This is a genomic window from Aquimarina litoralis (genome assembly GCF_039523995.1).
GTDB classification, from domain to species: Bacteria; Bacteroidota; Bacteroidia; order Flavobacteriales; family Flavobacteriaceae; genus Aquimarina; species Aquimarina litoralis.
Genome location: NZ_BAAAGE010000002.1, coordinates 391,468 through 416,082, shown reverse-complemented (window position 1 = coordinate 416,082; position 24,615 = coordinate 391,468). Strand labels below are relative to the sequence as shown.

Here is a 24,615-nt window from a genome sequence, read left to right as displayed (position 1 = left end):
TTCAATAATCCGAAAACTGCTTAAAGAAGTTTTACTTCTTAGGCAGTTTTTTTTACGTCTAATAATTTCTACTTTTGTAATTATCTTGATGTAAGTTAATAAGGGAACTAACATCAAATTAAAGTATACTACTTTAATAACCCCAAAACAAGAACGAACACGTTGTATTTTTTATCGAAAAAAGAAATTCCTCTTCATGATATCCTCCCAAAAGGATATGTAGATATACATTCTCATTTATTACCTGGTATAGATGATGGTGTACAAACAGTCTACCAATCTGCATACATCATTGAGCAATTCAAAAACCTAGGACTCACAAAAATTATTACTACTCCTCACATTATGAATGAAGTATGGCCAAATACTTCTAAAACTATACAGGAGAAACATAATGAAATGCAAAAAGCACTAGTTACTTTGGAGATCGACGTCAATTTAAAAGCAAGTGCCGAATATATGCTGGATGATTTATTTTTTAAGAGAATTCAAAATGAAGATATTATTCCATTGCATAAAAACTATATACTGGTTGAGATGTCCACTTTTAACCCTCCAATAAATCTAAATGAATTACTTTTTGAAATTAAATTAAAAGGGTACTCTCCTATTCTAGCTCATCCAGAAAGATATTCTTATTATCAGGATAGTATTAATAAATATAAAGAATTGAAAGAGTCCGGTTTTTTATTTCAGCTAAATTTACTTTCAATTTCTGGATATTATGGTGAATTGGTCAAAAAAACAGCTTATAAAATGCTAAACGAAGATCTTTTTGACTTTGTTGGATCCGATGTACATAATTATCAGCAGTTTGAAACACTTGAAAAGGGCTTTTTACCAAAGTATATTGCTAAAATTTCAAAACTTATGGAAAATAATATGATAGTTTTTAGTTAACCTTTAACTCCATATCCGTAGCCATAGCCATATCCAACCTTATCACCTGCAGCATTCAATAACACAGCCATATTTGGTAAACGTTTTTCTCTGTAGAAATTCTCAGGAACCTGAAGTATTCTTTTGTCGGAATAATTTTCTCTTACTATATAAATACTTAAATCAGCAAAATGACCAATTAGCAAAGTATCTGTTACTAAACTTACTGGAGCCGTATCTACAACAATATAGTCATAATTGTTACCTAGGTATTCAAACATTTCTTTCACCCTATCATTCATCAACAACTCTGCTGGGTTTGGTGGAATTACACCAGAAGGCACTACAAATAACGGGTCTTGTTCTCCTTGTTCGTAAATGACATCCTCAGGTTTTAATTCCAAATTCATAATGAAATTGGTAAATCCAGGCGTATCTTTCCCCTTAGGTAATTCAAAGAAATTATGAAACTTGGGATCTCTAAAATCCGTTCCTAAATACGCAATTTTCTTTCCAGATATTGCTAATGTTTTTGCAAGGTTAGATGAAACTAAAGTCTTTCCTTCTCCTGATATAGTAGAGGTAACAAAAATAACTTTTCCAGTTTCTTTATGATTACCTGCCATTAAGAAACCTAAATTCGTTCTTAGAATTCTAAATGCCTCTGCTACTGAAGATCTACTGTTCCTAGAAACAACAATTTTACTTTTCTTACTTTTTGTTTTAGGGATAGCTCCTAAAATTGGCATAGAAAGAGATCTTTCTAGGTCTTCTCGAGAATTTACTTTTGTATTAAATAAATCTAATAAATAGATCGTTAAAAATGGAAGGGCTAATCCCATAAAAATAGCTCCAAAAAAGATCATCTTTTTATTTGGAGATACTGGATAAGAACCTAGAGTTGAAGCTTTATCGATAACACGAGCATTCGATAATGTGATATGACTCGTAATTTCAGCTTCTTCTCTCTTTTGTAATAAGTACAGGTACAATTGTTCTTTAATTCCTTGCTCTCTACCAATTGCAGTAAGTTCTTTTTGTCGAAGTGGAGCATTATATAATTGCCCACTGAAATATTTATCTTGTGTTCTAAGACTATTCAAACTTATATTAATGGAATTTTTGGCACCGTTTAAACTCGCTATTAATCCTTGTCGTAATGAATTAATTTGTTCTACGATATTAACAACCACAGGATTCTGCTCACTAGAAGATTTTAGTAATCTTTTCCTCTGGCTTATTAATTGGTTATATCGAGCTACCGTAGAAGTAATAGAGGGATCATCGAAACCTAATGTAGAAGGTAAAATATCATATTTACCATCTTGACTTAACACAAATCTTCTTGTAGATTCAATTTTTCTTAATTGAGTTTCTAACCTATTTATCTCTTGAAGGTTTCTGGAATCTATATCTGCAACTCTTTGCGTTTGAGCAGACACATCATTCGTCAATCCAAATTTAGACTTATATCCAGCTGCTTCATCATCTACCGCGGATAAATCACCAGAAATGAGTTCTAATCTTTCATTAATAAAACCAGCAGTTCTAGCTGAGGTAATCTTCTTGTTCTCTATGGTAGATTTATTATATTCTTCTACCAAATTATTAATGATATCCTTGGCCTTTTCCTTAACTGGATCATTAAGAGACAGTTTAACAATAGATGACCCTTTACCTATAGTGATTATAGCTAATTTATTTCTATATTTTTGGGCTACAATATTTACTGGAGTAACCTTAATATGGATAATCTTTCCTTTATTTGTCTGAATATCCTCTATGCTTGGCGTTATTACTATATCGCCAATACTTGTATTGATAGTTTTTCCAAAAGAATGATCGCTTAATTTCTGCCCTTCTTTATCAACAAAAGAAAATGTAGTTTCAGAATTAATAAGAACCCTAAAATCTTTAGACTTAGTATGCACAATGGAATCAGCAGAAAGAAAATTAATCTCTACCACTGATTTTGGATAGTTTTCCGTTTCCAATACTCTTCCTTTAGTAAAGTATTGTACATTAAGCTTCAGATTATTCACTACGTTAGTTAGTAGTGTTCTTGATTTCATAATCTGAATCTCATTTTCGATTTTATTCTGAGAATCATCTAATAGTCCTAAATCTTTAAAGGCTGCTAATTCAGATTCGCTAACACTTTCCTCTTGAGATATTAGTATAGTTCCTGAGACATTGTATTCAGGAATCGTATAGCGTACATGAAGATAAGCGAGTGTTCCAAAAATGATTACACTGAGTAAAAACCAGTACCATTTCTTTACATATTTTAGAATTTCATCTCTAAAATTGAAACTAGACTTTGGTGCAGTGTTATTAACAAACGTATCGTTGTTTTCCGTACTATTATTTGTAATCATACCAACTATCTTAAGATAAGTGCTAAAGCCGCTAGACCAACACTTATAACACTTAACACAACTCCAATGGTTTTATCATTACCTTTAGAGTTTTTCACTCTAGCCTCATTTGGCTCTACATACAATACATCATTTTGGGCTAAATAATATACGGGAGAATCAAAAATGGACTTAGAAGTTAGATCCACACGATGATAGGTATTAACTCCATCGTTCTCACGGATAACCATTACGTTCCCCCTTTTTCCCATTATAGTTAAATCTCCAGCTAATCCAATAGCTTCAATAATAGTTATTCTTTCATTCGGAATGGTGAACGATCCAGGTTGTCCAACTTCACCAATTACTGTAATCTTAAAGTTTTTCAGTCTCACATTAACTATAGGATCCTTAATATAAACTTTAAGTTTTTCCTTCAACATATCCTTTATCTGAATACGTGTAAGACCAGATATTTTTAATTTCCCCAATACGGGAAAATCAATATTTCCTTCTTCATCAATTAAATATGTAGGTTCGCTTGCCCCATTGGCAGAAGCACCACCACTCTCCGCACCAGTTGCAGGTAAGCTTGCTCCTTGCATCAAATTAAAAGGTCTTGCAGCATCCATATCCGTAGCGGAAACCGTGATACTCACCACATCATCTACTTTAAAAACTGGAGTAAATGAATTGGCTGATTTAATTTCCTCCAAATCTTTAGACTCTTGAAAATACACAACATCTGTTGGTGTTTTACAGGAAAATGTAAATACAACTAATAATAATATAATAATAAGGTTATATGAACGCATATGTATAAGTTCTTTTCTTTAGGGCTTTTCAATATCAAACAAAAATAAAATAATATTCTTGTTTATAATAACAATTTTAAAAGAAGACTAAACTAAAACTTTAGGGTTTTTATTGTTAGTCTCTTGATTTTTTACATCAATACTTTCAAAGGCAGAATTCTTGGAAATAAACTCTGGAACTATTTCCTTAAGTTTTCCTACAATTTTATGGTCTTGATTAAATAAATTCATGATACATAGATCATCTATTTTATCCATAATAAGAGGACAATCTTCATCATCATGCTTGCTTATCATAATTTTCTTGTGATACGTAGGCAATGTATTCTCTGTATCAGCAAGAAGCTCTTCATACAGCTTTTCCCCTGGTCTTAATCCTGTGATTTCAATATCAATATCATTAGGGTAGTTTAAACCGGATAATCTGATCATTTTTTTAGCTAAATCAAATATTTTCACGGACTCTCCCATATCAAATATAAAAATCTCACCTCCATTACCCATAGTTCCTGCTTCAATTACCAATTGAGAAGCCTCGGGTATCGTCATAAAGAATCGTGTTACATCTTTATGAGTAACTGTAAGAGGTCCTCCTTTATCTATTTGTTTTTTAAATAAAGGTATAACAGAACCATTAGATCCTAGAACATTTCCAAATCTAGTAGTGATAAACTTAGTCTTGCTTGTTTTATGAAGACACTTGATATACATCTCGGCTACTCTTTTTGTAGCCCCCATAACATTTGTAGGATTAACTGCTTTATCAGTGGATACGAAAACAAATTTATCTACTCCAAATTCTGAAGATAAGTCAGCTAACTTTCTTGTTCCTAAAACATTAATTTTAATAGCCTCGCAAGGGTTATTTTCCATTAAAGGAACATGTTTATACGCCGCCGCATGAAAAACCATATTAGGCTTAAATCTCTCAAATATAGTTTTTATACGCTGATGATCTCTGATATCAGCAACTATTGGTGTAAAATTAACAACACCTTTACTTAGTAATTCTTGTTGCAGATCATATAAAGGAGATTCTGCTTGATCCACTAAAACTAAATGCTTATAACTATAAAATGAAGCTTGTCTCACGATTTCACTACCGATAGATCCAGCCGCACCAGTAATCATAATCACCTTATCGTGTAATTCTTTCTTGATATTCTGATTTTCTAAAGCAATTGGAGCTCTATCTAATAAATCTTCAATCTGAATCTGTTTAATTTGAGAAACATTTAATTTCCCATCTATCCAATCATTAATAGCAGGAATTATTTTAACCTTTACTGATAACTTCAATAAATTATCTGAAATTTGAGAAAGACGTTGTTTATCGATATGCGGAATCGAAACAATAATCTCTGTTATATTGTTTTTTGTAATATAAGTTTGATCAACTGATTGAGATCTATAAACCTTAATTCCATTTATTGTTTTCCCTATTTTTTGTGGATTGTCATCAATAAATCCAACAACGGTTACTGATTTATGAGAGTCATTAGTAATGGCCGCTAATGTAATAAGACCAGAATCTCCAGCACCATATATCATCACTCTTGAAGAATCTCCAAGTTTTGATTTTATATACAAATAACAGTATTTAAAGATCAAACGACTAGTAGTAAGTGTAATGATATTTAATAAATAATGTACACATATTATTGAAACCGGTATATTTAGTAATTCAGGCATTAATGACAATCTACTCGATACCATTAGTGCTCCACTTAAGGCTATCAGAACAGTTACTGCTAAAAACAAATTATAAGCATCTCTCATTCCTGTATGCCTAACTACTCCTTTATACGAACCTATTAATAAGAAGCTAATAGCCGCTAACGCGGTCATAACCGGTATCTGATAGACAAAATTGGTAAGGTCGAAATCAAAAGTAATACCGAATCTAACTACATATGCTAAAAAGAAATTAAAAATAGTAATAGCAATATCAATAGACAACACAAGCCATTTAGAAGCGTGCTTATGCGAATTATTAATTATGTAATCCTTTATCATCTCAACTCGTTTTTAATTACCGATACAATTCTAAATAAATCTTCTTCTCTTAGATTGGACCCGCTAGGTAAGCAAAGTCCGCGATCAAATAGGTCATTAGAAATTCCATTGAGGTACGCATCACAATCTGCAAAAACAGGTTGAAGGTGCATGGGTTTCCATAGTGGTCTTGATTCTATGTTTTCTTTAGCTAATGCTAATCGTAATTGCTCTCTTAATTCAAAAGAGGTGGTTTCTATACACGTCAACCATCTATTTGAATAAGAACCCTCAGGTTCTTGCAAAAACTTTATATCTGTAGAATCATTTAAATGTTTACAATAATATTCAAAATTATTACGTCTATAACCAACATGTTTATCTAGTACTTCCATCTGGCCACGGCCTATACCCGCTATGATATTACTCATTCGGTAATTATACCCGATTTCGCTATGTTGGTAATGTGGTGCATTATCTCTAGCTTGCGTAGATAGAAAAATGGCTTTTCTTTTTAGCTCTTCATTTTTTGCTACTAAAGCTCCACCACCAGAAGTAGTAATAATTTTGTTCCCATTAAAAGATAATATGGAGATATCCCCAAAAGTTCCACACTTAACTCCATGATAAGTACTTCCAAGAGACTCTGCACTATCTTCTAAAACTGGAATTTGATACTCAGTAGCTATTCTATGGATTGCTTCAGCATCATATGGCATACCATATAAATGTACGGCAATAATAGCCTTTGGTTTTTTACCTTTAGAAATTCTATCTTTAATAGCTAACTCTAATTGCTCAGGACAGATATTCCAAGTTTCTCTTTCGCTATCGATAAATACAGGTTTAGCTCCAAGATATACAATAGGATTCGCTGATGCTGCAAATGTCATACTCTGACATAACACTTCATCTCCTTGCGTAACTCCTAATAATATCAAACCTAAATGTAATGCCGACGTACCAGAAGCTAACGCGGCAACGTGACTATCATTTTGGAGATAGCTCTCTAAATCATTCTCAAAACCATCTACGTTTGGCCCTAACGGTGCAACCCAATTTGTATCAAAAGCTTGTTTAACAAAACTTTGCTCTGTTCCCCCCATGTGCGGTGAAGAAAGCCATATCTTTTTGGATTCTACTGCATTCATAATTTTTCCCCATTAATTATTGAACAATAATTTATCCTCAACAATTGCTCCAAAAAGGAACAAATGCTAGATTCTTTTTCATGACAATCTAATAAAATGTAAGGAAGAAGGGGGTAGTACTTCCAATATGTATTTTACTCTTACTTGCTTTAACCAATGCTAAAATAGTTCAGTTAGATTTAATATCACTGGAAAAATTAATTTTTTAGATAGAATACTTAAAAAAAGCGTTTAACAGCATAACTATTTCGAAATAGTTTACGAAACAAGGGATTTACCGTAAGAAAATTACTATATATTCTTACATAAGAACCAAGTATTTACCTACACAAATGGTAATTACTATTCACATTTTAAGCCTAAAATCCATTTTTTAACGTTTTATAACCAAATTTAATTTAAAATTAACCCCATACATTCTTACGCAATTATCTTCTGAAAAAACACTACAATAATATCAGTTATTTTAACACCACAACTCAGGAATTTAGCTGTTTTTTTAGTGAGGGTTTTACCCCTCGAATCAATTCACGAAATGTATCCAATAAAGTACGAGAAAATAGTTTTTAAAAAAAAGTGAATAATACTTGATTAATTAAATAAATTACGTAAAATTTACTCGCTTCAAAAAACAACCAATTTACATTTTTCTATTAACGATCCCCGAATTTTATATTAATGATTATTCATGTTATTTAATTCTCTAGATTTTTTCATCTTCCTTCCGATAGTTTTTATTGTCTATTGGACACTTTTTAAAAAGAATTTAAAATTTCAGAACATTTTTATTCTGATTTCTAGTTACTTTTTTTATGCAATGTGGGACTGGCGTTTTCTGTTCTTAATTCTTGCTAGCACTATATTAGACTTTATCATTGGGCCTCTTATACATACTAGTAATTCTAACAACATTCGAAAAAGATGGTTATGGGTAAGTATTATTTTTAATATTGGCCTTCTTGGCTTTTTTAAATACTACAATTTCTTTGTAGACTCTTGGATTGACATGATGAACACAATAGGTTACAAAGCTGATAATTCATGGACTTTACAAATTATATTACCTGTAGGAATATCATTTTATACATTTCAGACGATGTCCTATTCGCTTGATATTTACTACAAGAGACTTACTCCTACTAAGGATTTTATATCTTTTGCCACTTTTGTAAGTTTTTTTCCGCAACTAGTTGCAGGACCTATAGAGAGAGCTTCTAATTTACTCTCACAAATAACAACTAAAAAAACTTTTAACTATATACAATGTAAAGAAGGTATTAAACTTATTCTTTGGGGTTTATTCAAAAAAGTAGTAATTGCTGATTCTATAGCTCCAATAGTAGATGACATCTTTGCTAATTATGAAACTTACTCTGCCTCTACTCTAGTTTTGGGAGTTTCGCTATTTAGTTTTCAAGTATATGGCGATTTTAGCGGATATTCTGATATTGCTATTGGGACTTCGAAGCTCTTTGGTATAGAATTAATGTCTAATTTTAAATTTCCTAATTTTTCAAGAAATGTTGCAGAATATTGGCAAAGATGGCATGTTTCATTATCCACATGGTTTCGTCATTACGTATACATTCCACTTGGAGGCAGCAGAGTTAGCAAACTAAAATCCGTAAGAAACATTGTTATTATATTTCTAGTAAGCGGCTTTTGGCATGGTGCTAATTGGACCTTCGTATTTTGGGGAGCTATTCATGCACTTCTTTACATTCCTGTATTTCTAATGGGTCGAAATCGTATTTATATGAATAATGTAGTAGCAGAAAACCAATGGTTTCCATCTATTAAAGAGATATTTCAAATTTTATTGACATTTTCTTTAGTAACTTTTTCAAGAGTGTTCTTTAGATCGGAATCCATTACTGATGCTTTTGGTTTTCTAAAACAATTATATTCTAATTTCAAATTTGAGACTTATGCACATCCTTTAGGATATAGAATGATAGATTATTTTATTCTTTTAGCATTGTTTGTACTTTATGAGTATCTAATTAGAAGAGATGAAAGATCTCCATTCAAATTCAAATCAAAAATTGTACGATTTGCTTTGTATACTCTGGTAATACTAGCGATGCTATTATTTTTTGATGACAATATAGATCGATCTTTTATTTATTTTCAATTTTAAAATGACTATCTAATCCACTATATAGTATGAAAAAACTTATTCTTAAAAGTGCTTTATATTTTTTTCTGATACTCATTTCTTTAGAATTGCTTGTTCGGATTTTTCATTTAGGAAAAGACACCCCAACGAGAATACTAGACGAGCATAAAGTAGAAAAATGGTTACCAAACCAACAGGGGTTTTCAGTTACAGGGAATAGAAGACAAAATTTTTCAGAATTTCATATTAATAATTCAGGATACAATTCGTATAGAGAATTTATACCTTCTATAGATAAAGTTGAAGTTGCATTGGTAGGAGATTCATTTATTGAAGGTTTTCATCAGAATTATTACAATTCTATTGGTAAAAAAATCGAAAAATCTATTCCTGGAATTGAAGTTTATGAATATGGATATGCTGGATATGACTTTGCTGATCAGTTACATTTGGTAAATGCTTACCAAGAGCAATTTAACGTTATTGATCACGTTATTTTGGGAATAAAATTTTCAAATGATTTAACTAGAGGGACTTACAAAGTAGTACAAGGAAGATTAGCCTTAGAATCGACAACGAATCGATTACTCAAAAAAAGTAAGTTACTAGTTTATTGTAAAAGTATTGGTGTCCTAGACCCTCCTCAAATGTTGCTTTATCGATTAAAAAATCTACTAAAACCTCACACCCCAACAAAGGAAATTTCTGATAAAGAAAAACAAGAAGCAATAAAGAAAAAAGAAGAACAATATTTAACTAACTTCAAAAGCTTAGTTAAAACATATGGTTTTGACAAGACTCGCTATACACTATTATTAGATTCTAAGATCACTAGTGACTATTTTATAACATATCTTAACAATGAAGGCTTTAATTACATCGATTTTGCAGATTATTTTGCAAAAAGCAAAAAGCCAACAACATTAATTTATGATAGACACTGGAATGATCATGGTAGAGAGTTAATAGCAAAATCAATTTCGGATTACCTTAAAAAGATACCTGCCATTAAATAAACTATTGTTTTTGTACGATTTTTTGCATTTTAGAAGTGCCTAAAATCAAAAATGATTTTTCTTGTTCCGATAAAACTACTACTCTAACATCAGAAACCTTATCTATGCTGGTATACAGAAAGTCAAAAACTTTACTACGAATAGATTTATAACTCTCCGAATTATAATCTATCTCTGGAAGATTCTCATTATAATTTAGATCTTCTATTTTAGATACTTCAAAAGTTTCTGAATTTATTCCAAGTGATTGTTTACGTTTCGCTTTATAATTTTTATATCGTACATATGCAATTTTGAAAACAAACTCTTTAAACAATACTTTTGTATACTCTATGTTTCCTTTTATAATAGCTAATAAAGATCTTTTGGGATATATGACCTGATGTTCAAAATTATAAATATGATTACACCACTCCCTTTTATAACTCAAATCTCCCATACCCATTTCGTAAGATTTATGGTCATTAGCTATTAACCAATCTACCTTTTTATAAATCTCAACGCTTCCTAAACTAAACTTAGAATAATCAATGTCATATGAAGAAATTGCACTAAACAATCGTCGTTGAAAATGATGATTTAAAGAAACAATAATTGGCTGATCCCCATCAAAAGCAACAAACATAGAAGCTTTTTTCTCATTAATTAAGGTGAAATACAGTTTCTTATAATAATCCCATCTTAAAAGACTCTGACTAACATCATTACGCTGCTCAAATCGTCTGACTAACATTTTTTCAAGACTATCCATATAAGCATCATAGATATCCTTTTCTATGCTGCCATAATATGTTTTGTAAGTAATATCAAAACAAGTTTCTAATCGTTTAATTCTTCTTCTAATACCTTTGGCATTACTTCTAAAACGATGTTTTATATATGCATCTGCACTGGAAAAACCATCTAAAAAAATAGCATATCCTTTAAAAAACTGATCTACCTTTTTGACAGTAAAGTTTGTATCATCAAGACTTGGTTCTAAGTAGTCCGAAATAAAAAAAACAGAATATATTTCATTCGGTTCATTTACAAGTGTACTGTCATAATTTTCGTTTTCAATAACTTCATTGGAATTTTCGGATTTAACTCCAGAAAATACTTTAGGAATTGAGGATTTTTCGAAAAGCTCGAAGAAATAATCTATACTGTTTTTTTTCACCCGATTGAATTTCTGGATAATTAATATTATCTGTTGTTTAGTCTATAATATGGAAAGAAGTAATTATTAAGCTCCTCTTTATCTAGCTGTGCATATGTATCACAAGATGCTAAACACAACTCATCATAGACTTTCTCATTAATTACCTTTCTACCTGTATAAAAGGTAGCATCTTGATCTTTTGGGAAAAGAGATTTTTTATTCTTATACAATCCATCTCCATCCTTCATTCCTCCTCCTAAAACATAATATTTCTTTCCATTACTAATTGCCCATTCGATTACTTTAACCCGCAAAAAGTCATTAGGACGATAGCTAAAGTACTCAGCATTAGTTCCTCCTAAGAAAGCAAATATGGTATCCTTATAATTAATGATTAACTCAACAGAAATTGGAATTTCTTGATAGTAAACAACAATGATAGAAAAATTATTAAGATTCGATAAAATTAGATCTTCGAAATATGTGTTAGAAAAAAAGTAAATTTTATCTGCATTATTCCTAGTCATTGTGTCTTCATAAATACTATGAAATATTTTAATGATATCCTTTGTAATTTCGTGTCTATGAAATACTTTAAAATCTAAATCGTAATTTATCGCCTTTCTGTAGTTATTACGAACCTTTGGTAAAAAGGCATTCCATTGTTCTTCAAAATCATTAATCAACATTCCTTTAACATTAGACAGTGTCTTGATCAACGAACCAGAATAATTCTGATGATTTGAATTTAAACTAAAACGAATAAACTCTGTTATCACATTATTTTCCTTGTACCAAACATCAACTAAACGCCAAAACTCTGATAGATCTACTGCTGTTATATCTTCATTAAATAAAGGACCACTATACCCATATGGACTGATAGCATCGTAATAAGGAACATCAGTATTATTAATATTGATTTTTCTTAAAACAAAAGGCATTAAAACTATAGGATCATCATCTTTTTCTAACAAAAAACATCTTAGATGGTCTCCTTCTTTCTCAAAATAACGCATATGTTCTATAGAATAATACACATTATTTCCCCATCTATTTATGAGCAGATCTTTGTAATTCTGTATCTCTACAGAATCATTGAGCTTTTTAATTTGTATTTTATAGTTGTTCAATGCAAAAATGTTTGGTATGGATATTTCGGTTTAATAGTACTCTTAATCTAGGGGGTAGATTTTTTTATTTTTACAGTTATTTCATTTTTTAGGTTCTAAAAGTTTAAAATATTGATGTATATTCTCGGACAACACACTTGAAAGCCAGATAATTCTTCCACAATGTTCTACATGCCAGACAGCTTTACCATCAAAAATATTTCCGGCCAAAAGTGGTCCCATAACATGTAAATTCTTAGATGACTCTAAGGATTCGTTTACATCAAAACCAATATTAGATTCATTAGGAACACATAATTCTTTTTGAATCAGATTCTTTAACAATTCAGGAACATCTGATGCTTTTAGATTTGTACCTCCGATACAATTGAAAACAACATCGACAGTATCTTTACTTATCTTATTAGTTTTAGATGCTGTATCTAAATATTCGAAAAAATGTGCTTGATCAGATTCTTTTTTAATATCAACAAATCTTCCTGCAATATGTTCAAAACGATTTTCCTCTTTTAAAGCATCGATAGTTTTCGAATAATGATATCCCGCACAACGTTGTCTACGTCCAATATCATTACCATACAAGCATGCAAACTTTTTTAATTCTTCACGATTTAATTTTTTCAGTAATGCTCCGAAAGCACTAGATATAATATCGACTGTAGAAGCTGCACCTAATTTAACATCATCAGCTACATCTAAATCTTTATATGTTGCTTCGGCAATTTGGCTAGCAGTCAAGTCTTCCTTGTCCTTTAGCGCTAATAAATTTTTAGGAGTATATTTCTTTTTTCCCTCTTCATCTATAATAGAATCTGGAGAAAGTCCTTGTGTAGACAACATTGTAAACTTATCAATCTTGGATCCAATAGCGTCTAAATCATTTAGCTTATACAACATCTCTAATCCACTCGCATTTGCTCCAACAATTAAAGCATTTACTTCTTTAGCATTCTTGCCTTTTAAAAACAACTCTAATTGTCCTAAAACTTCACCCAAATTTGGTTTATAAGGGTTATTGATAAACATTAGATTATCCTCCTGAATTAAATCTTCATTCTTCCATAATTTTAGCGTAGGAAGTGAACCTACCGACAGAATGACTTTTTCTGATGATATTTTTTTATGATCACATAATGATAATGTATAAAAATCATTATTCTTTTCAATATCTGTTACTTCGGAGTTGATGTAATCTACAGTTACCCTATTCTCATTTATGGCTTTTTCAAGAGTACTTTTTACTTTTTGATCAATGTAAGAGCCGAAAAATCGACGCGGAATAAACAGATCTTCCCACTCATTATTTTTAAGCCTTTCTTTATGTGTAGCTAACCACTCTAGGGACAATTGTCCACCTTCTGTTCTAAATTCATCTAATAGCCATTCTTTATTTAGATTAAGCCATTCAATGAATTTACTCAATTCTGGTTCTGGCAAAAAATTCTTCAAAGAAGTAATTAATAAAACCGAGTAACCAGACCTAACACCGTATGGAATACCTGTATAAAACTCTGGATATCGATCAATAATTGTAAGTGAAATTTTCTTGTTAATTGGTTTTTTTTCTAAAAGATCAAGAAAATGTAATATAGAGAATGAGGACGAAATTCCTGATCCTATAAAAGTGATATCTGTGTGGTTAATTTCAAAATCCATAAATTATGGTTGTTTTGTTTTGATTACACGTGCTGGATTTCCAACTACGGTAGTATATTCGGGAACATCTTTAATAATAACTGTACCGGCTCCTATCAATGTTTCTTTTCCTATTTCTTTTACTCCAGTCATAGCAGTAACTCCCATACCTATATAAGCATTCTTTCTAACATTGATCAGTGCTCCTATATTTACACCAGAAGACATAAAAACTCCATCTTCCAATGTCACATGATGCGCTATTGTACTATCCATATTGATCATAATATAATTCCCTATGTTAGTATGTGGCATTACAATGTTACCTGCTAGCATATATACTGCTTCTCCAATGGTAACATCTGGAGCGATTGAGACAGTATGATGTAAAAAACCAGGAATTCCGTATCCCTCTTTTTTTAAAGTTGATAAATACTCAACTCTTACAGCATTTACACCAATTGGGCAATACACATCTTGTATTTTATTTTTAAACTCATCCAAAAACAAGTCTTTATACATACCTATTACTGGTATATTTATAACGTCTTTACCTATTAGCTCTGGATTATCATCTATGAAACCGATGATATTAATTCCAGCTTCTTTTAGGTAAGAAGCATATACTTGTCCTTGCGTTCCAGCTCCAATGATTACAGCATTTTTCACTTCTTTATAATATAGTTTTTAGTTGTTTTAATTTAGTATGGTTAATTATTACCTGTAAAGGTAGGCATATTTACATTTTCGCCACTATTGATATCTTCCTTAAAGAGAACTTTCTTTATCGTTTTGATTATAATTTTTGCATCAAGTTTAAAGCTAATGTTTTCTGTATACCAAACATCTAACTTAAACTTTTCATCCCATGAAATTGTATTTCTCCCGTTAACTTGTGCCCACCCAGTAACTCCAGGTTTAACATCGTGTCGCTTTTTCTGAACATCATTGTACAAAGGCAAATATTTAACTAATAGTGGTCTAGGACCAATCAAACTCATATCTCCTTTTAAAACATTAAATAACTGTGGGATTTCATCTAATGAGTATTTTCTTATAAACTTACCTGTTTTAGTAATTCTCTGATCAAAAGGAAGCAATTCTCCATTTCCATCTTTCTTGTCATTCATACTCTTAAACTTAATTATTTTAAAAATCTTTTCATTTTTACCAGGTCTAGACTGAAAAAAGAAAGGTTTTCCGCCATTTGCTATTGCTAACAGTATAATTAATATTAAGATAATTGGCGACAAAAAGAGAATCCCAATAAAGCTTAGAGTAAAATCGATAATACGTTTTATAAACGACTGGTACATATAATTTATGCTTGTAATTCTGATTCTATACAATTAAGTAAATCTCCAACATTATTCATGTTCATAAGATCCATTAATTTAAACTTGATATTAAATGTTTTTTCAACTTCTGTAATAATCATCATATGTGTAATAGATTCCCATCCATCAACATCATTTGCAGTTGTTTCATCAGAAAGTTGAAAGTTTTCATGCTCTAACACAGCGATGAACGCTGTTCTTACTTTAGATAAAATATCTTCTCTACTCATCGATTGTTTTTATTTTTTAGGTATTTATGTTAAGTCAAAATGTTTTTTTAGTTCTTTTCTATCAATTTTACCATTGATACTATGAGGAAATTCTTTTACAAATCTCACATGCATTGGAATCATATATGATGGCATCATTGATTTCATATGGTCAAAAATAATTTCTGTATCAAATTCCTCAGATTCAATAGCTAATCCAAGCTCAGCGTTTCCTAGATCATTTGTAATATCTAACGCTACCATATTCACTTTTTTTTCAGATTTAGATTTAGCATGAAACTCTATTTCAGCTAATTCCACACGATATCCTCTAATCTTTACTTGAAAATCTGCTCTACCTACGTATAAAAAATCTCCATCTTCATCTTTTAAACAAAGATCTCCTGTTTTATAATAACGAATGCTTTTTCCATTTTCTTCTCTTACGAAAAAGCTTTTGGCGTTTCGTTCTTCATTTTTCCAATAACCAGGAGTAATTTGTGGTCCTCCCAAACACAATTCTCCCGTCTCTCCTATCGGAACTTCTTCATTATTATTATTAACCACTAAATATGAAGTATCTTTTTGTGGTATTCCGATAGCAATTATCCCGTTGTGAGCTTTGGTTGCTGTTTCTTTATGATACGGATAAAAACCACTATATACCGTAAATTCAGTTGGGCCATAATAATTAAATATTTTACAATTTGGCAAACAATCACTCCATTCTTTAGCTATATCGCTATGAAGGGCTCCTCCTCCAAAACTACAATATCGTACATCTGGTGCATTTATTTCTCCAAAATAAGGTCTTAAATAATTGATGATGGACGGAACCATAGTGAGTACAGTTAACTTTTCTTCTTTTATTAACTTGAAAATATAAAAATACTTAATCGTTCCTTTAGGAATCGTATACATGCAGGAACCTGCTAATAAAGGAAATAAATAAGCCACTACAGAAAAATCGAAGGTAAGTTCAAACATCTGCAAGCACCTATCTTCCGGAACCAAATTAAAAGTTGGTTCAGCATCTATAGCTCCAACTAAAGCTTGTACATTATCAAATGTAATCGGAACTCCTTTTGGCAATCCTGTAGTTCCAGAAGTAAATAGAATATAAGCTAAATCGTCTCCTTTAATTTTTCTTGGAACCAAATTAATCTTAGCTTCCGACAACTGATTTGACGCAATTACCTGATAATCAATATAAATTGAATTTTCTGAAGAATCTATTACATACTTGGTTTCTGTTTGTTCAAAAACTTTACTATTTCTTTCAAAAGGAACTTCTGGATTAACTGGCACATACGCCTTACCTTCTAACCAAAGTGCCAAAATACTAGCATAGGTCTGTAAATCATCATTAGTGACCAAACCTATTAATTTTTCCGAATCGTCAATTTTATTTGTAACAGCAGCTCTTATATTTGATATTTCCTGTGCAAAATCTTTATACGTATAAAATGTTCCATTTATGCATAATACGTTCAGATTAGCATGTTGCTCTATTGATTTTTGAAGTCTATTTACAAATTCCATTTTGGTCTGGTTGGTTATGCAATTAGTTAATAAAAATGTCCATCTCGATTTAACATTTCACAATGCTCCGTATCAACTTTGGTATCATTATGAGCTAAACCTTTTTTAGTTACTTTATGCGTAAATATTGTTTTAAATCTTTTGGTTATGTTATCCGACAACTTAGTATCATCAGTAAACATAAAAGTTGTCTTTTGTCTTATAAAATTTTCTAACAAGGCATCAACACAAATATCATAGTTTTCCTCTTTGTCAACTATAAAATACTTTACATTCAATTCATTATAGTTAACAACATAGGATACAAAACCTATTATTTCTTCTCCTTTTGAAATTTTAAGATTGTGCAAATAAATATTGTTACTAATTCCTGTTTGCAAAGACTTATGCGGATGTCTTTCTGGCACAGGAGTTTGCAAATACTGACTTGCATTTAACTGCCAATTGACATATTCTTTTGTTTTATAAATTAAGTCGTTTTTACAAGAAGGTTTTATGAATTCCCAAGTATCATCATCTAATTGGTTTACATATTCATAAGAAAGTGACTTCACTCTATTTTTTAATTTTGAAGTATTTAGATATCTTATGATACCGCCAACAAAACCATCTACTCGATCTAATATAAATTTAAAGGATTTTAAAAATTTAAACCTCCCTATTAACATAGAGGCATCTAGACTAAAAAATATGGTGTGTCTTAATCTCGATGCTATCACGGTAAAAGGCTGCTTTTCATAAAAAGCAGTTACATTTTCAGCATATGACTTTATCAGTACTTGTTTTCCTGTTAGATTAATTGCTTCATTATATATATAAGTCCCTAAAACAGTATCCTTATAGGACTTATGAACCCACCAAGATATCATCCAATATACCTTTTGGGGCTCTACATTACCAGCGTTTAACAAATCAGGAAACATAAAAATAAAAGAAATCATTTTGTCTCCTTCATATCCCAAAACACCACAATAATCATTCTCTTCAATTCTATTGTTATTTACCAACCATATAGCTTTACTTTTAGGCAAAGGAGCAAGATCATTCTTCCAATACGTATTTTTATCAATAGCTTCTCTTAATATCTTTTTGGTTAAGCCTATAACTTGTAAATCTTTACTCATTCTATATTTACTATAAATCTAATATTAGTTAGTACCATTAAACCATTCTGAAGTTAACTCATTGGATAAATTAACATCTTCTTTCTTTAATACCTTTTTTAAGGTAAGCCCAATTATCTTAAGATCTAGTAAAAAACTACAATTTTCTACATACCATACATCGTACTCAAACTTCTTTGTCCAGGAAATTGAATTTCGACCATTAACTTGAGCCCAACCAGTAATTCCAGGTCTTACATTATGTCTTTTTTTCTGTGTTTCGTTATAAACAGGTAAATATTCAATGATTAATGGTCTTGGTCCAATCAATGACATATCACCTTTCAAAACATTTACAAGCTGCGGAATTTCATCCAAAGACGTTTTTCTAACAAATGTTCCTACAGGAGTCATTCTATCCTTATCTGGTAGTAGATTTCCATCAGAATCCTTTAAATCATTCATCGTTTTAAACTTAATGATACTAAAGATCTTCTCATTCTTTCCTGGTCGTCTTTGGACAAAGAAAGGTTTACCACTATTTGCAATAGCTAAAAAAAGGATTAGTATAAAAAATAAAGGAGAAATACATAACAACACTACAAACGCAATGCTAAAATCTAATACTCTTTTCAAAATTTGTTTATACACTCTATTCCTTAATTTAAAAATAAACAACAATCTAAAGCACAGGAAAACATCTGGCTTATACCTTTACTATTAAAATACGGGGGAAACGAGATAGATAAATGACAAATATCTGACAAGGGGAACGCAGTGATCATCATATCTATAATTCTGTATTTAGAATCGCTGGCAAATATACAATCTATATTTTATTTTCTTAACTAAAATTAACTTCTTTTTAAACAAAAATAACACTTGTCATACCTACCTATTTTAAAGTTATTTAAGCAACGAATTCATTAACGATTGCTCTTTGTTTTCCAGAATTTAATAATGGAATCTCAGATACATATTCTATTCTAATATCTGCATCCTCACCTAAATACCCTCTAAACTCTTGAATAAACTCAGTTTCTTGATCAAAAGTAGTCTCTTCTATTTTTAATTTAAAGACGTATTCTTTTTCTGTTTTTTGGATAATCTGTCTTTGCTTTACTTGTTTGTATTTGTTAATGATCAAAAGAATACTAGTAGATAATATCTCTCCTGAGGTATTTCGAATCATATCCATTTTTCTACCTTCTACTTTAGTAAGTACAAGTTCAGAAGCGTTATGATCCTTTTCATAATTCATAATACCAATATCTCCTGTGTCGTATCGAATCATTGGAGTATCATAATTAAATAGATCTGTAATTACAATTCTTCCGATAGTTCCAGGAACTACCCTTTCATCATTATCAAAATTGAGAATTTCTATATAATAACTTGCCCAATTAATTTTAAAATACTCTTTTTTTATTGGCTGTTGCGCTAACATACCATTCTCTGCATTTGAGTATCTGGATACCATATCAACATTAAAGTATTTTTTCATCTGTATTTTGGTATTCGGATCTAAACGCTCTGACATTCCAATTACTGACCGCAATTTACAATCAATAGGTTTTGAATTAATTGATTCTAAATATTTACATATTTTATCAAAAGATGAGGCATAGCCCAACATTCCTTTATTTGAAGAATCTTGTTTAAGGATAGTAATCAGCTTTTTAACGGCTTCTTCTGATAGTTCAAAAACATTTATTGGAATGATATTTTGAAAAAAAGAAGCTAGCCCATTTTTCTTTTTAAACATATTCCAAAAACGTAAATAGTATAACCTATATCCTATTGTAAACCCACATAACTCCGAAAAATAAATGATATCGGCTGTATTTCTATTTTTTTTATCGAGATTCTGGTAAACAGTGAAAGAAGCTCCTGTAGACCCGCTTGTAGACACTCCTACTTTCTGCGTATTAATATGTATTTGTGATTGTATATCCTTATAGGAAAGTTTGATTATTTCTTTATTAATAACAGGGAAATTTTGAAGGCTATTTGGATTTATATTTTTATAATAATTAGAAGTTCCAGTAGCATGTTTTAGCAAATCGTTTAAATACTGCTCTTTTTTACCTAATGATAGTGGATGATTAGGTTTTTCAATAATGTGCTTAACATCTTGATAATGTTTTCTAACCTTACCTCCTCTTAAAAAATCAATAATCCAAAAAGAAAGATTTCTTATCCTTTCGTTAACTCTCATATACCGTCCACTTAACTTTCATCTTAATTCAAAGCATAGCAAACATCAAAGTCATATAATGAGCTTATATGAAAAATTTCCTGCATATTTAAGGGATAAAATATACAACTATTATTATGACGATGTTATTTACTTTTTTTGTTTTTGGTAAAATAAGAAATTGTAAGAAAATATCTAAATAAAAAGTTAAAATTATAACTTTTTATATTCTTCTAAAATTGATTTCCAAACAAATTCCCTTTCGTACCGTTCACAAATCATATCCCTAGCTTTTAAAGATAACTGATTGGTATATGTAGGATCAGAAATAAATTTCTTCATCGATTGGTACAAGATCTCAGAACTTTTAGGAGGAATGATTGTACCATTAATACCTTCTGAAACGATCTCATTACAACCATTAATATCAGTAACAATACTTGGCAATCCCATAGAACCAGCTTGCATTACAACATTCGGAAACCCTTCTCTATAACTTGGAAAAGCTAATGCATTAGATATCGCAAAAAACGGTCTTACATCATTTTGCCAACCTACAGGAATGATATTAGGATTTTCATTGATTTCTCTCTCTGTTTCTGGTAACAATGGATCTAACTCTCTTTCGTAGGTTCCTACTAATAACAACTTTGATTTCTCAAACTCAACATTCAATTGTTTAAATGAAGTAATAAGCTCGTTGATACCTTTATCTTTTACGAATCTGCCTACAAAAACAAAAACGAAATCATCTGGCGCAATATCAAGTTCTTGTTTTAATTTATCATTATCTTCTTTTGTATAGCCCGAAGGATCAAAATGAGAAGTATCAATTCCATTAGAACTTCCATTTGCAATTACTTTTAATTTTTTAGCAGAAGTATATTTATTCTTTAAAATGATATCATTTAATCCGAAAGAATTTGGATAAATCATACTGGCACAAGCATATGTAGCCTTCTCTACGGTATCTAACAACAATCTTTTTGCACCTGTTGCTTCTAATAATGGTAACCCAGCAATTGTATGCAATCTGTTCGGAACACCAGCCAATTTGGCAGCCAACATAGATAATGTTCCGGCCTTAGGTGTGTGGCTATGCACAATATCTGGTTTTTCTTTCTTAAAAAGTTTATATAATTGATATACCGCCTTTAAATCTTGAACTGGCGTAATCTTACGTGTCATTTGGATCGGAACTACAGCGATTCCTTCCTGTTTCGCTACCCTATCTAAGATATTTTCATCCTTACTAGAAACTCCAATTACCTCATAATACTGAGACATAAACTTTAACTGCCCCTGAAGTAATCCCCCAAGAGATCTTGGAACAGTCGTAACACGAATAATTTTCCCCTTTTTTTCCACTTAATAGAAATAATAAATATTGTGGTTGCAAATATATAGATATAAGGAATGATTAAAATTTTATTTCCAATATTTTTAAAAATCATAAACGATCTACAAAAAAATAGTTTATAAATTGAAAGGTACGGTTCATTTTACGTACAAATGAATACTGTATTTTTACAATACATCAGTTACATAATATAATAACTAATGGTCTTAATACAATAGGGATTAAGAAATTGTAATTATTTATTTTATTTGAAGAAACAAATGCAATAATAACATCAACTTATGTATATTTAAGCATTGGAAATATTTCACATACAAGAAAAAAGAAAGAAAAAACTTACAAACACACACAAAAAACACTCCATTTTTGGGGAATAAATCTATCAAATTTATGACTCACTCACCTTACTCTAGTATTTACAACATATTTTATCAAAATAGTTTTCATTTTGGTTTTAATTTTTGTACGCATTACGGTAAAGCCGTAAGGCTTTAATTGTTTAATTATCAAATAATTATAATTCGTAAACTTTAACATTTTTTTTCGACATAATACACAATAGTATCGATGAAACTCCGTTAAAAATGAAATTAAAAACCTAAAACACCCCCCAACCAAAATGAAAAAGTTACCCTATTTTCTAGCGTTCGTGTTTGCTATAAGCATCATTGCTTGCAGTACTGAGGACATTGAAGAAGCAATTTCTCAAGAAGACGAGGAAATTATTGAAGATGACACTCCTCCAGAGGAAGAAGACGATGGAATCGTTTCTGATACTCCTTGTGATTTTGACCTTTCTGATCTAGCAGCTAACTCGACCATAACTGTGAATTGTTTATTAGATCTAGAAGGCGCAACTATTAACCTTCCTCCTAACACCACTTTTGATTTTGATGGTGGAGACATTTTTAATGGAACCTTAATATTCTCTGGTGGTATTATTGATGGAAGGCTCTTAAACTCTAGCTTAAAAACCGAAGGTAATGTTAGTTTGAAAGACCCTGTATTTAAGTTTAATGCATCTAGATGGGAGAACATTGTTCAAGGGCAAACTAGTTCTGACATTGCTTTGAAGAATACTGCTGAATTTGAAGATCTAATGTTTCAAATAAAAGAAATGGGTGGAACTACTTTCGAAACGAATGTTTTCGATGCCTTTTTCGAAACAACGAAAGTAACTAGTACCACAGCTGATCAAAATTTCTATGCTTCTGTAGAAGGAATCAACGTCCCATCTAATTTTCATTTAAAAATGTCTGACAATACTAAGTTAAGACAGTTTCCTGCAGAAGGCGGAATAGAAAATGGAACAGTTATCGCAGTTAGAGATGCCGACAATGTAAGAATCACTGGTGGTTATGTAATTGGAGATAGAAATGACCGTATCTATTCTCCACAAGATGTTGGTTTGGAAGGTACTCACCTTATGCATATTCATTCTGGTAGAAATGTTACAGTAGATGGTGTGAATTTTGTAGAAGGATCTAAAGGAGCTTTAGCTATATATTCTATAGGATTTAGATTTGATCCAGATTATATTCCAACATACGGAATAAAGGTAATTAACTGCTCTTTTACTAATATTAGAAGAATGGGAATTGCTCTTACTGATGGTAACGATATTCTAATTGAAGGAAATACCTTTACCAATGTAGGTCAACCAATGGCTGGATCAGACGGTGGTGAAGTTGGATACGCTATAAATATTGAAGCGTTTAGAAGTAGAGATGCTAATGGTAATTTATTAGAACACGAAAGAGCTTTTGACATTTTAATTACCAGAAATACTGAAATTAATAGTAGAGTTGGTTTCACTGCAGCAACCATCGGACAAGATATTACTGTAGAAAACAATGACATAGAAACTAGATGTATCATCTCATTAGCTTCTGGAACAAAAATTATAAATAATAGATTCAATGCTTCTGCGGAAGCTGCCGAAAGATTCGCAATTTTTGCAGCAGGTAGTCACAGTGAAACAGTATTTGATAACGAAATATCCGGTAACGATATTACTGGATATAGTATTGGTATAGCAACAGATACCAATGATATCGATGTACATGATAATACTATTACAAACGGTGATATCGGAATTCAACTGAAAGATACTTCTGATTCTAGATTTTACAATAATATGATTAATGTAAATGAAACGGGAATTAGTGCGACCAATACTTTTGTAAATAATAGTACTATCAATGATAATGAGATTACTGCAGGAAGATTTCATTTATTCCTTACAGGGTTTAATAACACTCCTGATACAAATGGATATACCATCTCGGTAGAAAGAAATAAATTCCTTACTTCGAAAAAAGTAACCATAAATAACGCGAATGGTATTGATTTTATGAATAACGAAGTAACTGGTGGTATTGAATTAGGTACCTCTTCAAATATCAATATTTCTTCTAATACAAAAATTGATCCTAACGATAGTGATGGAATTAGATTATATGGTTCTCATTCAAATGTTTCTATTACAAACAATAACATTTTGGAACCATCTGGAGCAGATAGATTCGACTGTATTAACAACGATTCAGATACGCCAAATGCCATTGTATTAAGTGGTAATACTTGTGCTAATCGATAAGACACCTTATAATTGTACTTATATTTT

General features: G+C 30.9%; 19 protein-coding genes. 4 read left to right on the top strand and 15 right to left on the bottom strand.

Translation table 11 applies throughout. The features are described from left to right. The first annotated feature begins 162 nt into the window (after nt 1-162). Nucleotides 163-900 (top strand): tyrosine-protein phosphatase, encoded by a 738-nt coding sequence (locus tag ABD077_RS10725; RefSeq protein WP_343912308.1) that lies wholly within the window; start codon nt 163-165, stop codon nt 898-900. On the opposite strand, the gene ABD077_RS10720 is transcribed toward ABD077_RS10725, so the two are convergent. From ABD077_RS10720 to ABD077_RS10705, 4 genes are all read right to left on the bottom strand, one after another. Continuing rightward, entirely contained in the window at nt 897-3,257 is a 2,361-nt protein-coding gene (locus tag ABD077_RS10720) for a GumC family protein (RefSeq protein WP_343912307.1), read from the bottom strand. The two genes, ABD077_RS10725 and ABD077_RS10720, sit on opposite strands and share 4 nt — an antisense overlap. Before the next feature lie 5 nt (nt 3,258-3,262). Further along, on the bottom strand, nt 3,263-4,051 hold the full coding sequence (locus ABD077_RS10715; protein WP_343912306.1) for a polysaccharide biosynthesis/export family protein: 789 nt from the start codon (nt 4,049-4,051) through the stop codon (nt 3,263-3,265). An 87-nt stretch (nt 4,052-4,138) separates the two neighbouring features. Continuing rightward, nucleotides 4,139-6,067 (bottom strand): polysaccharide biosynthesis protein, encoded by a 1,929-nt coding sequence (locus ABD077_RS10710; protein ID WP_343912305.1) that lies wholly within the window; start codon nt 6,065-6,067, stop codon nt 4,139-4,141. Continuing rightward, nucleotides 6,064-7,197, bottom strand: coding sequence for a DegT/DnrJ/EryC1/StrS family aminotransferase (locus ABD077_RS10705; RefSeq protein ID WP_343912304.1), 1,134 nt, complete (start codon nt 7,195-7,197; stop codon nt 6,064-6,066). The genes ABD077_RS10710 and ABD077_RS10705 overlap by 4 nt, the downstream gene beginning before the upstream one ends. A gap of 1,006 nt (nt 7,198-8,203) precedes the next feature. On the opposite strand from ABD077_RS10705, the gene ABD077_RS10700 reads away from it, so the two are divergent. Next, a complete protein-coding gene (locus ABD077_RS10700) occupies nt 8,204-9,337 on the top strand; it encodes an MBOAT family O-acyltransferase (RefSeq protein ID WP_343912303.1) in 1,134 nt (377 codons plus the stop codon). Nucleotides 9,338-9,363: 26 nt separating this feature from the next. Beyond that, the gene (locus ABD077_RS10695; RefSeq protein WP_343912302.1) at nt 9,364-10,332 is read left to right on the top strand and encodes a hypothetical protein; all 969 of its coding nucleotides are present in this window, start codon (nt 9,364-9,366) and stop codon (nt 10,330-10,332) included. 1 nt (nt 10,333) lies between these two features. On the opposite strand, the gene ABD077_RS10690 is transcribed toward ABD077_RS10695, so the two are convergent. The 11 genes from ABD077_RS10690 to ABD077_RS10640 all read right to left on the bottom strand — a co-directional run bounded on the left by ABD077_RS10690 (nt 10,334) and on the right by ABD077_RS10640 (nt 21,997). Then, on the bottom strand, nt 10,334-11,491 hold the full coding sequence (locus tag ABD077_RS10690; RefSeq protein ID WP_343912301.1) for a GNAT family N-acetyltransferase: 1,158 nt from the start codon (nt 11,489-11,491) through the stop codon (nt 10,334-10,336). A 26-nt stretch (nt 11,492-11,517) separates the two neighbouring features. After that, nucleotides 11,518-12,606 carry a GNAT family N-acetyltransferase gene (locus ABD077_RS10685; RefSeq protein ID WP_343912300.1) on the bottom strand — a complete coding sequence of 363 codons (1,089 nt, stop codon included), beginning with the start codon at nt 12,604-12,606 and terminating at the stop codon, nt 11,518-11,520. 81 nt (nt 12,607-12,687) lie between these two features. Beyond that, a complete protein-coding gene (locus tag ABD077_RS10680; RefSeq protein WP_343912299.1) occupies nt 12,688-14,262 on the bottom strand; it encodes an FAD/NAD(P)-binding protein in 1,575 nt (524 codons plus the stop codon). A gap of 3 nt (nt 14,263-14,265) precedes the next feature. Further along, nucleotides 14,266-14,910 carry a NeuD/PglB/VioB family sugar acetyltransferase gene (locus ABD077_RS10675; protein ID WP_343912298.1) on the bottom strand — a complete coding sequence of 215 codons (645 nt, stop codon included), beginning with the start codon at nt 14,908-14,910 and terminating at the stop codon, nt 14,266-14,268. A gap of 41 nt (nt 14,911-14,951) precedes the next feature. Beyond that, nucleotides 14,952-15,557: a sugar transferase gene (locus ABD077_RS10670; protein WP_343912297.1), complete on the bottom strand. Its 606-nt coding sequence runs from the start codon at nt 15,555-15,557 to the stop codon at nt 14,952-14,954. A 5-nt stretch (nt 15,558-15,562) separates the two neighbouring features. Further along, nucleotides 15,563-15,808, bottom strand: a complete 246-nt coding sequence (locus ABD077_RS10665) for an acyl carrier protein (RefSeq protein WP_343912296.1) — start codon at nt 15,806-15,808, stop codon at nt 15,563-15,565. Nucleotides 15,809-15,832: 24 nt separating this feature from the next. Beyond that, nucleotides 15,833-17,329: an AMP-binding protein gene (locus ABD077_RS10660; protein ID WP_343912295.1), complete on the bottom strand. Its 1,497-nt coding sequence runs from the start codon at nt 17,327-17,329 to the stop codon at nt 15,833-15,835. Between the two features lie 26 nt (nt 17,330-17,355). Beyond that, nucleotides 17,356-18,453 (bottom strand): hypothetical protein, encoded by a 1,098-nt coding sequence (locus tag ABD077_RS10655; protein WP_343912294.1) that lies wholly within the window; start codon nt 18,451-18,453, stop codon nt 17,356-17,358. A gap of 24 nt (nt 18,454-18,477) precedes the next feature. After that, a complete protein-coding gene (locus tag ABD077_RS10650) occupies nt 18,478-19,083 on the bottom strand; it encodes a sugar transferase (RefSeq protein ID WP_343912293.1) in 606 nt (201 codons plus the stop codon). 259 nt (nt 19,084-19,342) lie between these two features. Then, the gene (locus tag ABD077_RS10645; RefSeq protein WP_343912292.1) at nt 19,343-20,650 is read right to left on the bottom strand and encodes a phenylacetate--CoA ligase family protein; all 1,308 of its coding nucleotides are present in this window, start codon (nt 20,648-20,650) and stop codon (nt 19,343-19,345) included. A gap of 192 nt (nt 20,651-20,842) precedes the next feature. Further along, complete coding sequence (locus ABD077_RS10640) at nt 20,843-21,997, bottom strand: glycosyltransferase family 4 protein (protein WP_343912291.1); 1,155 nt, start codon at nt 21,995-21,997, stop codon at nt 20,843-20,845. Between the two features lie 611 nt (nt 21,998-22,608). On the opposite strand from ABD077_RS10640, the gene ABD077_RS10635 reads away from it, so the two are divergent. Then, on the top strand, nt 22,609-24,588 hold the full coding sequence (locus ABD077_RS10635) for a right-handed parallel beta-helix repeat-containing protein (protein ID WP_343912290.1): 1,980 nt from the start codon (nt 22,609-22,611) through the stop codon (nt 24,586-24,588). Nucleotides 24,589-24,615 lie beyond the last annotated feature (27 nt).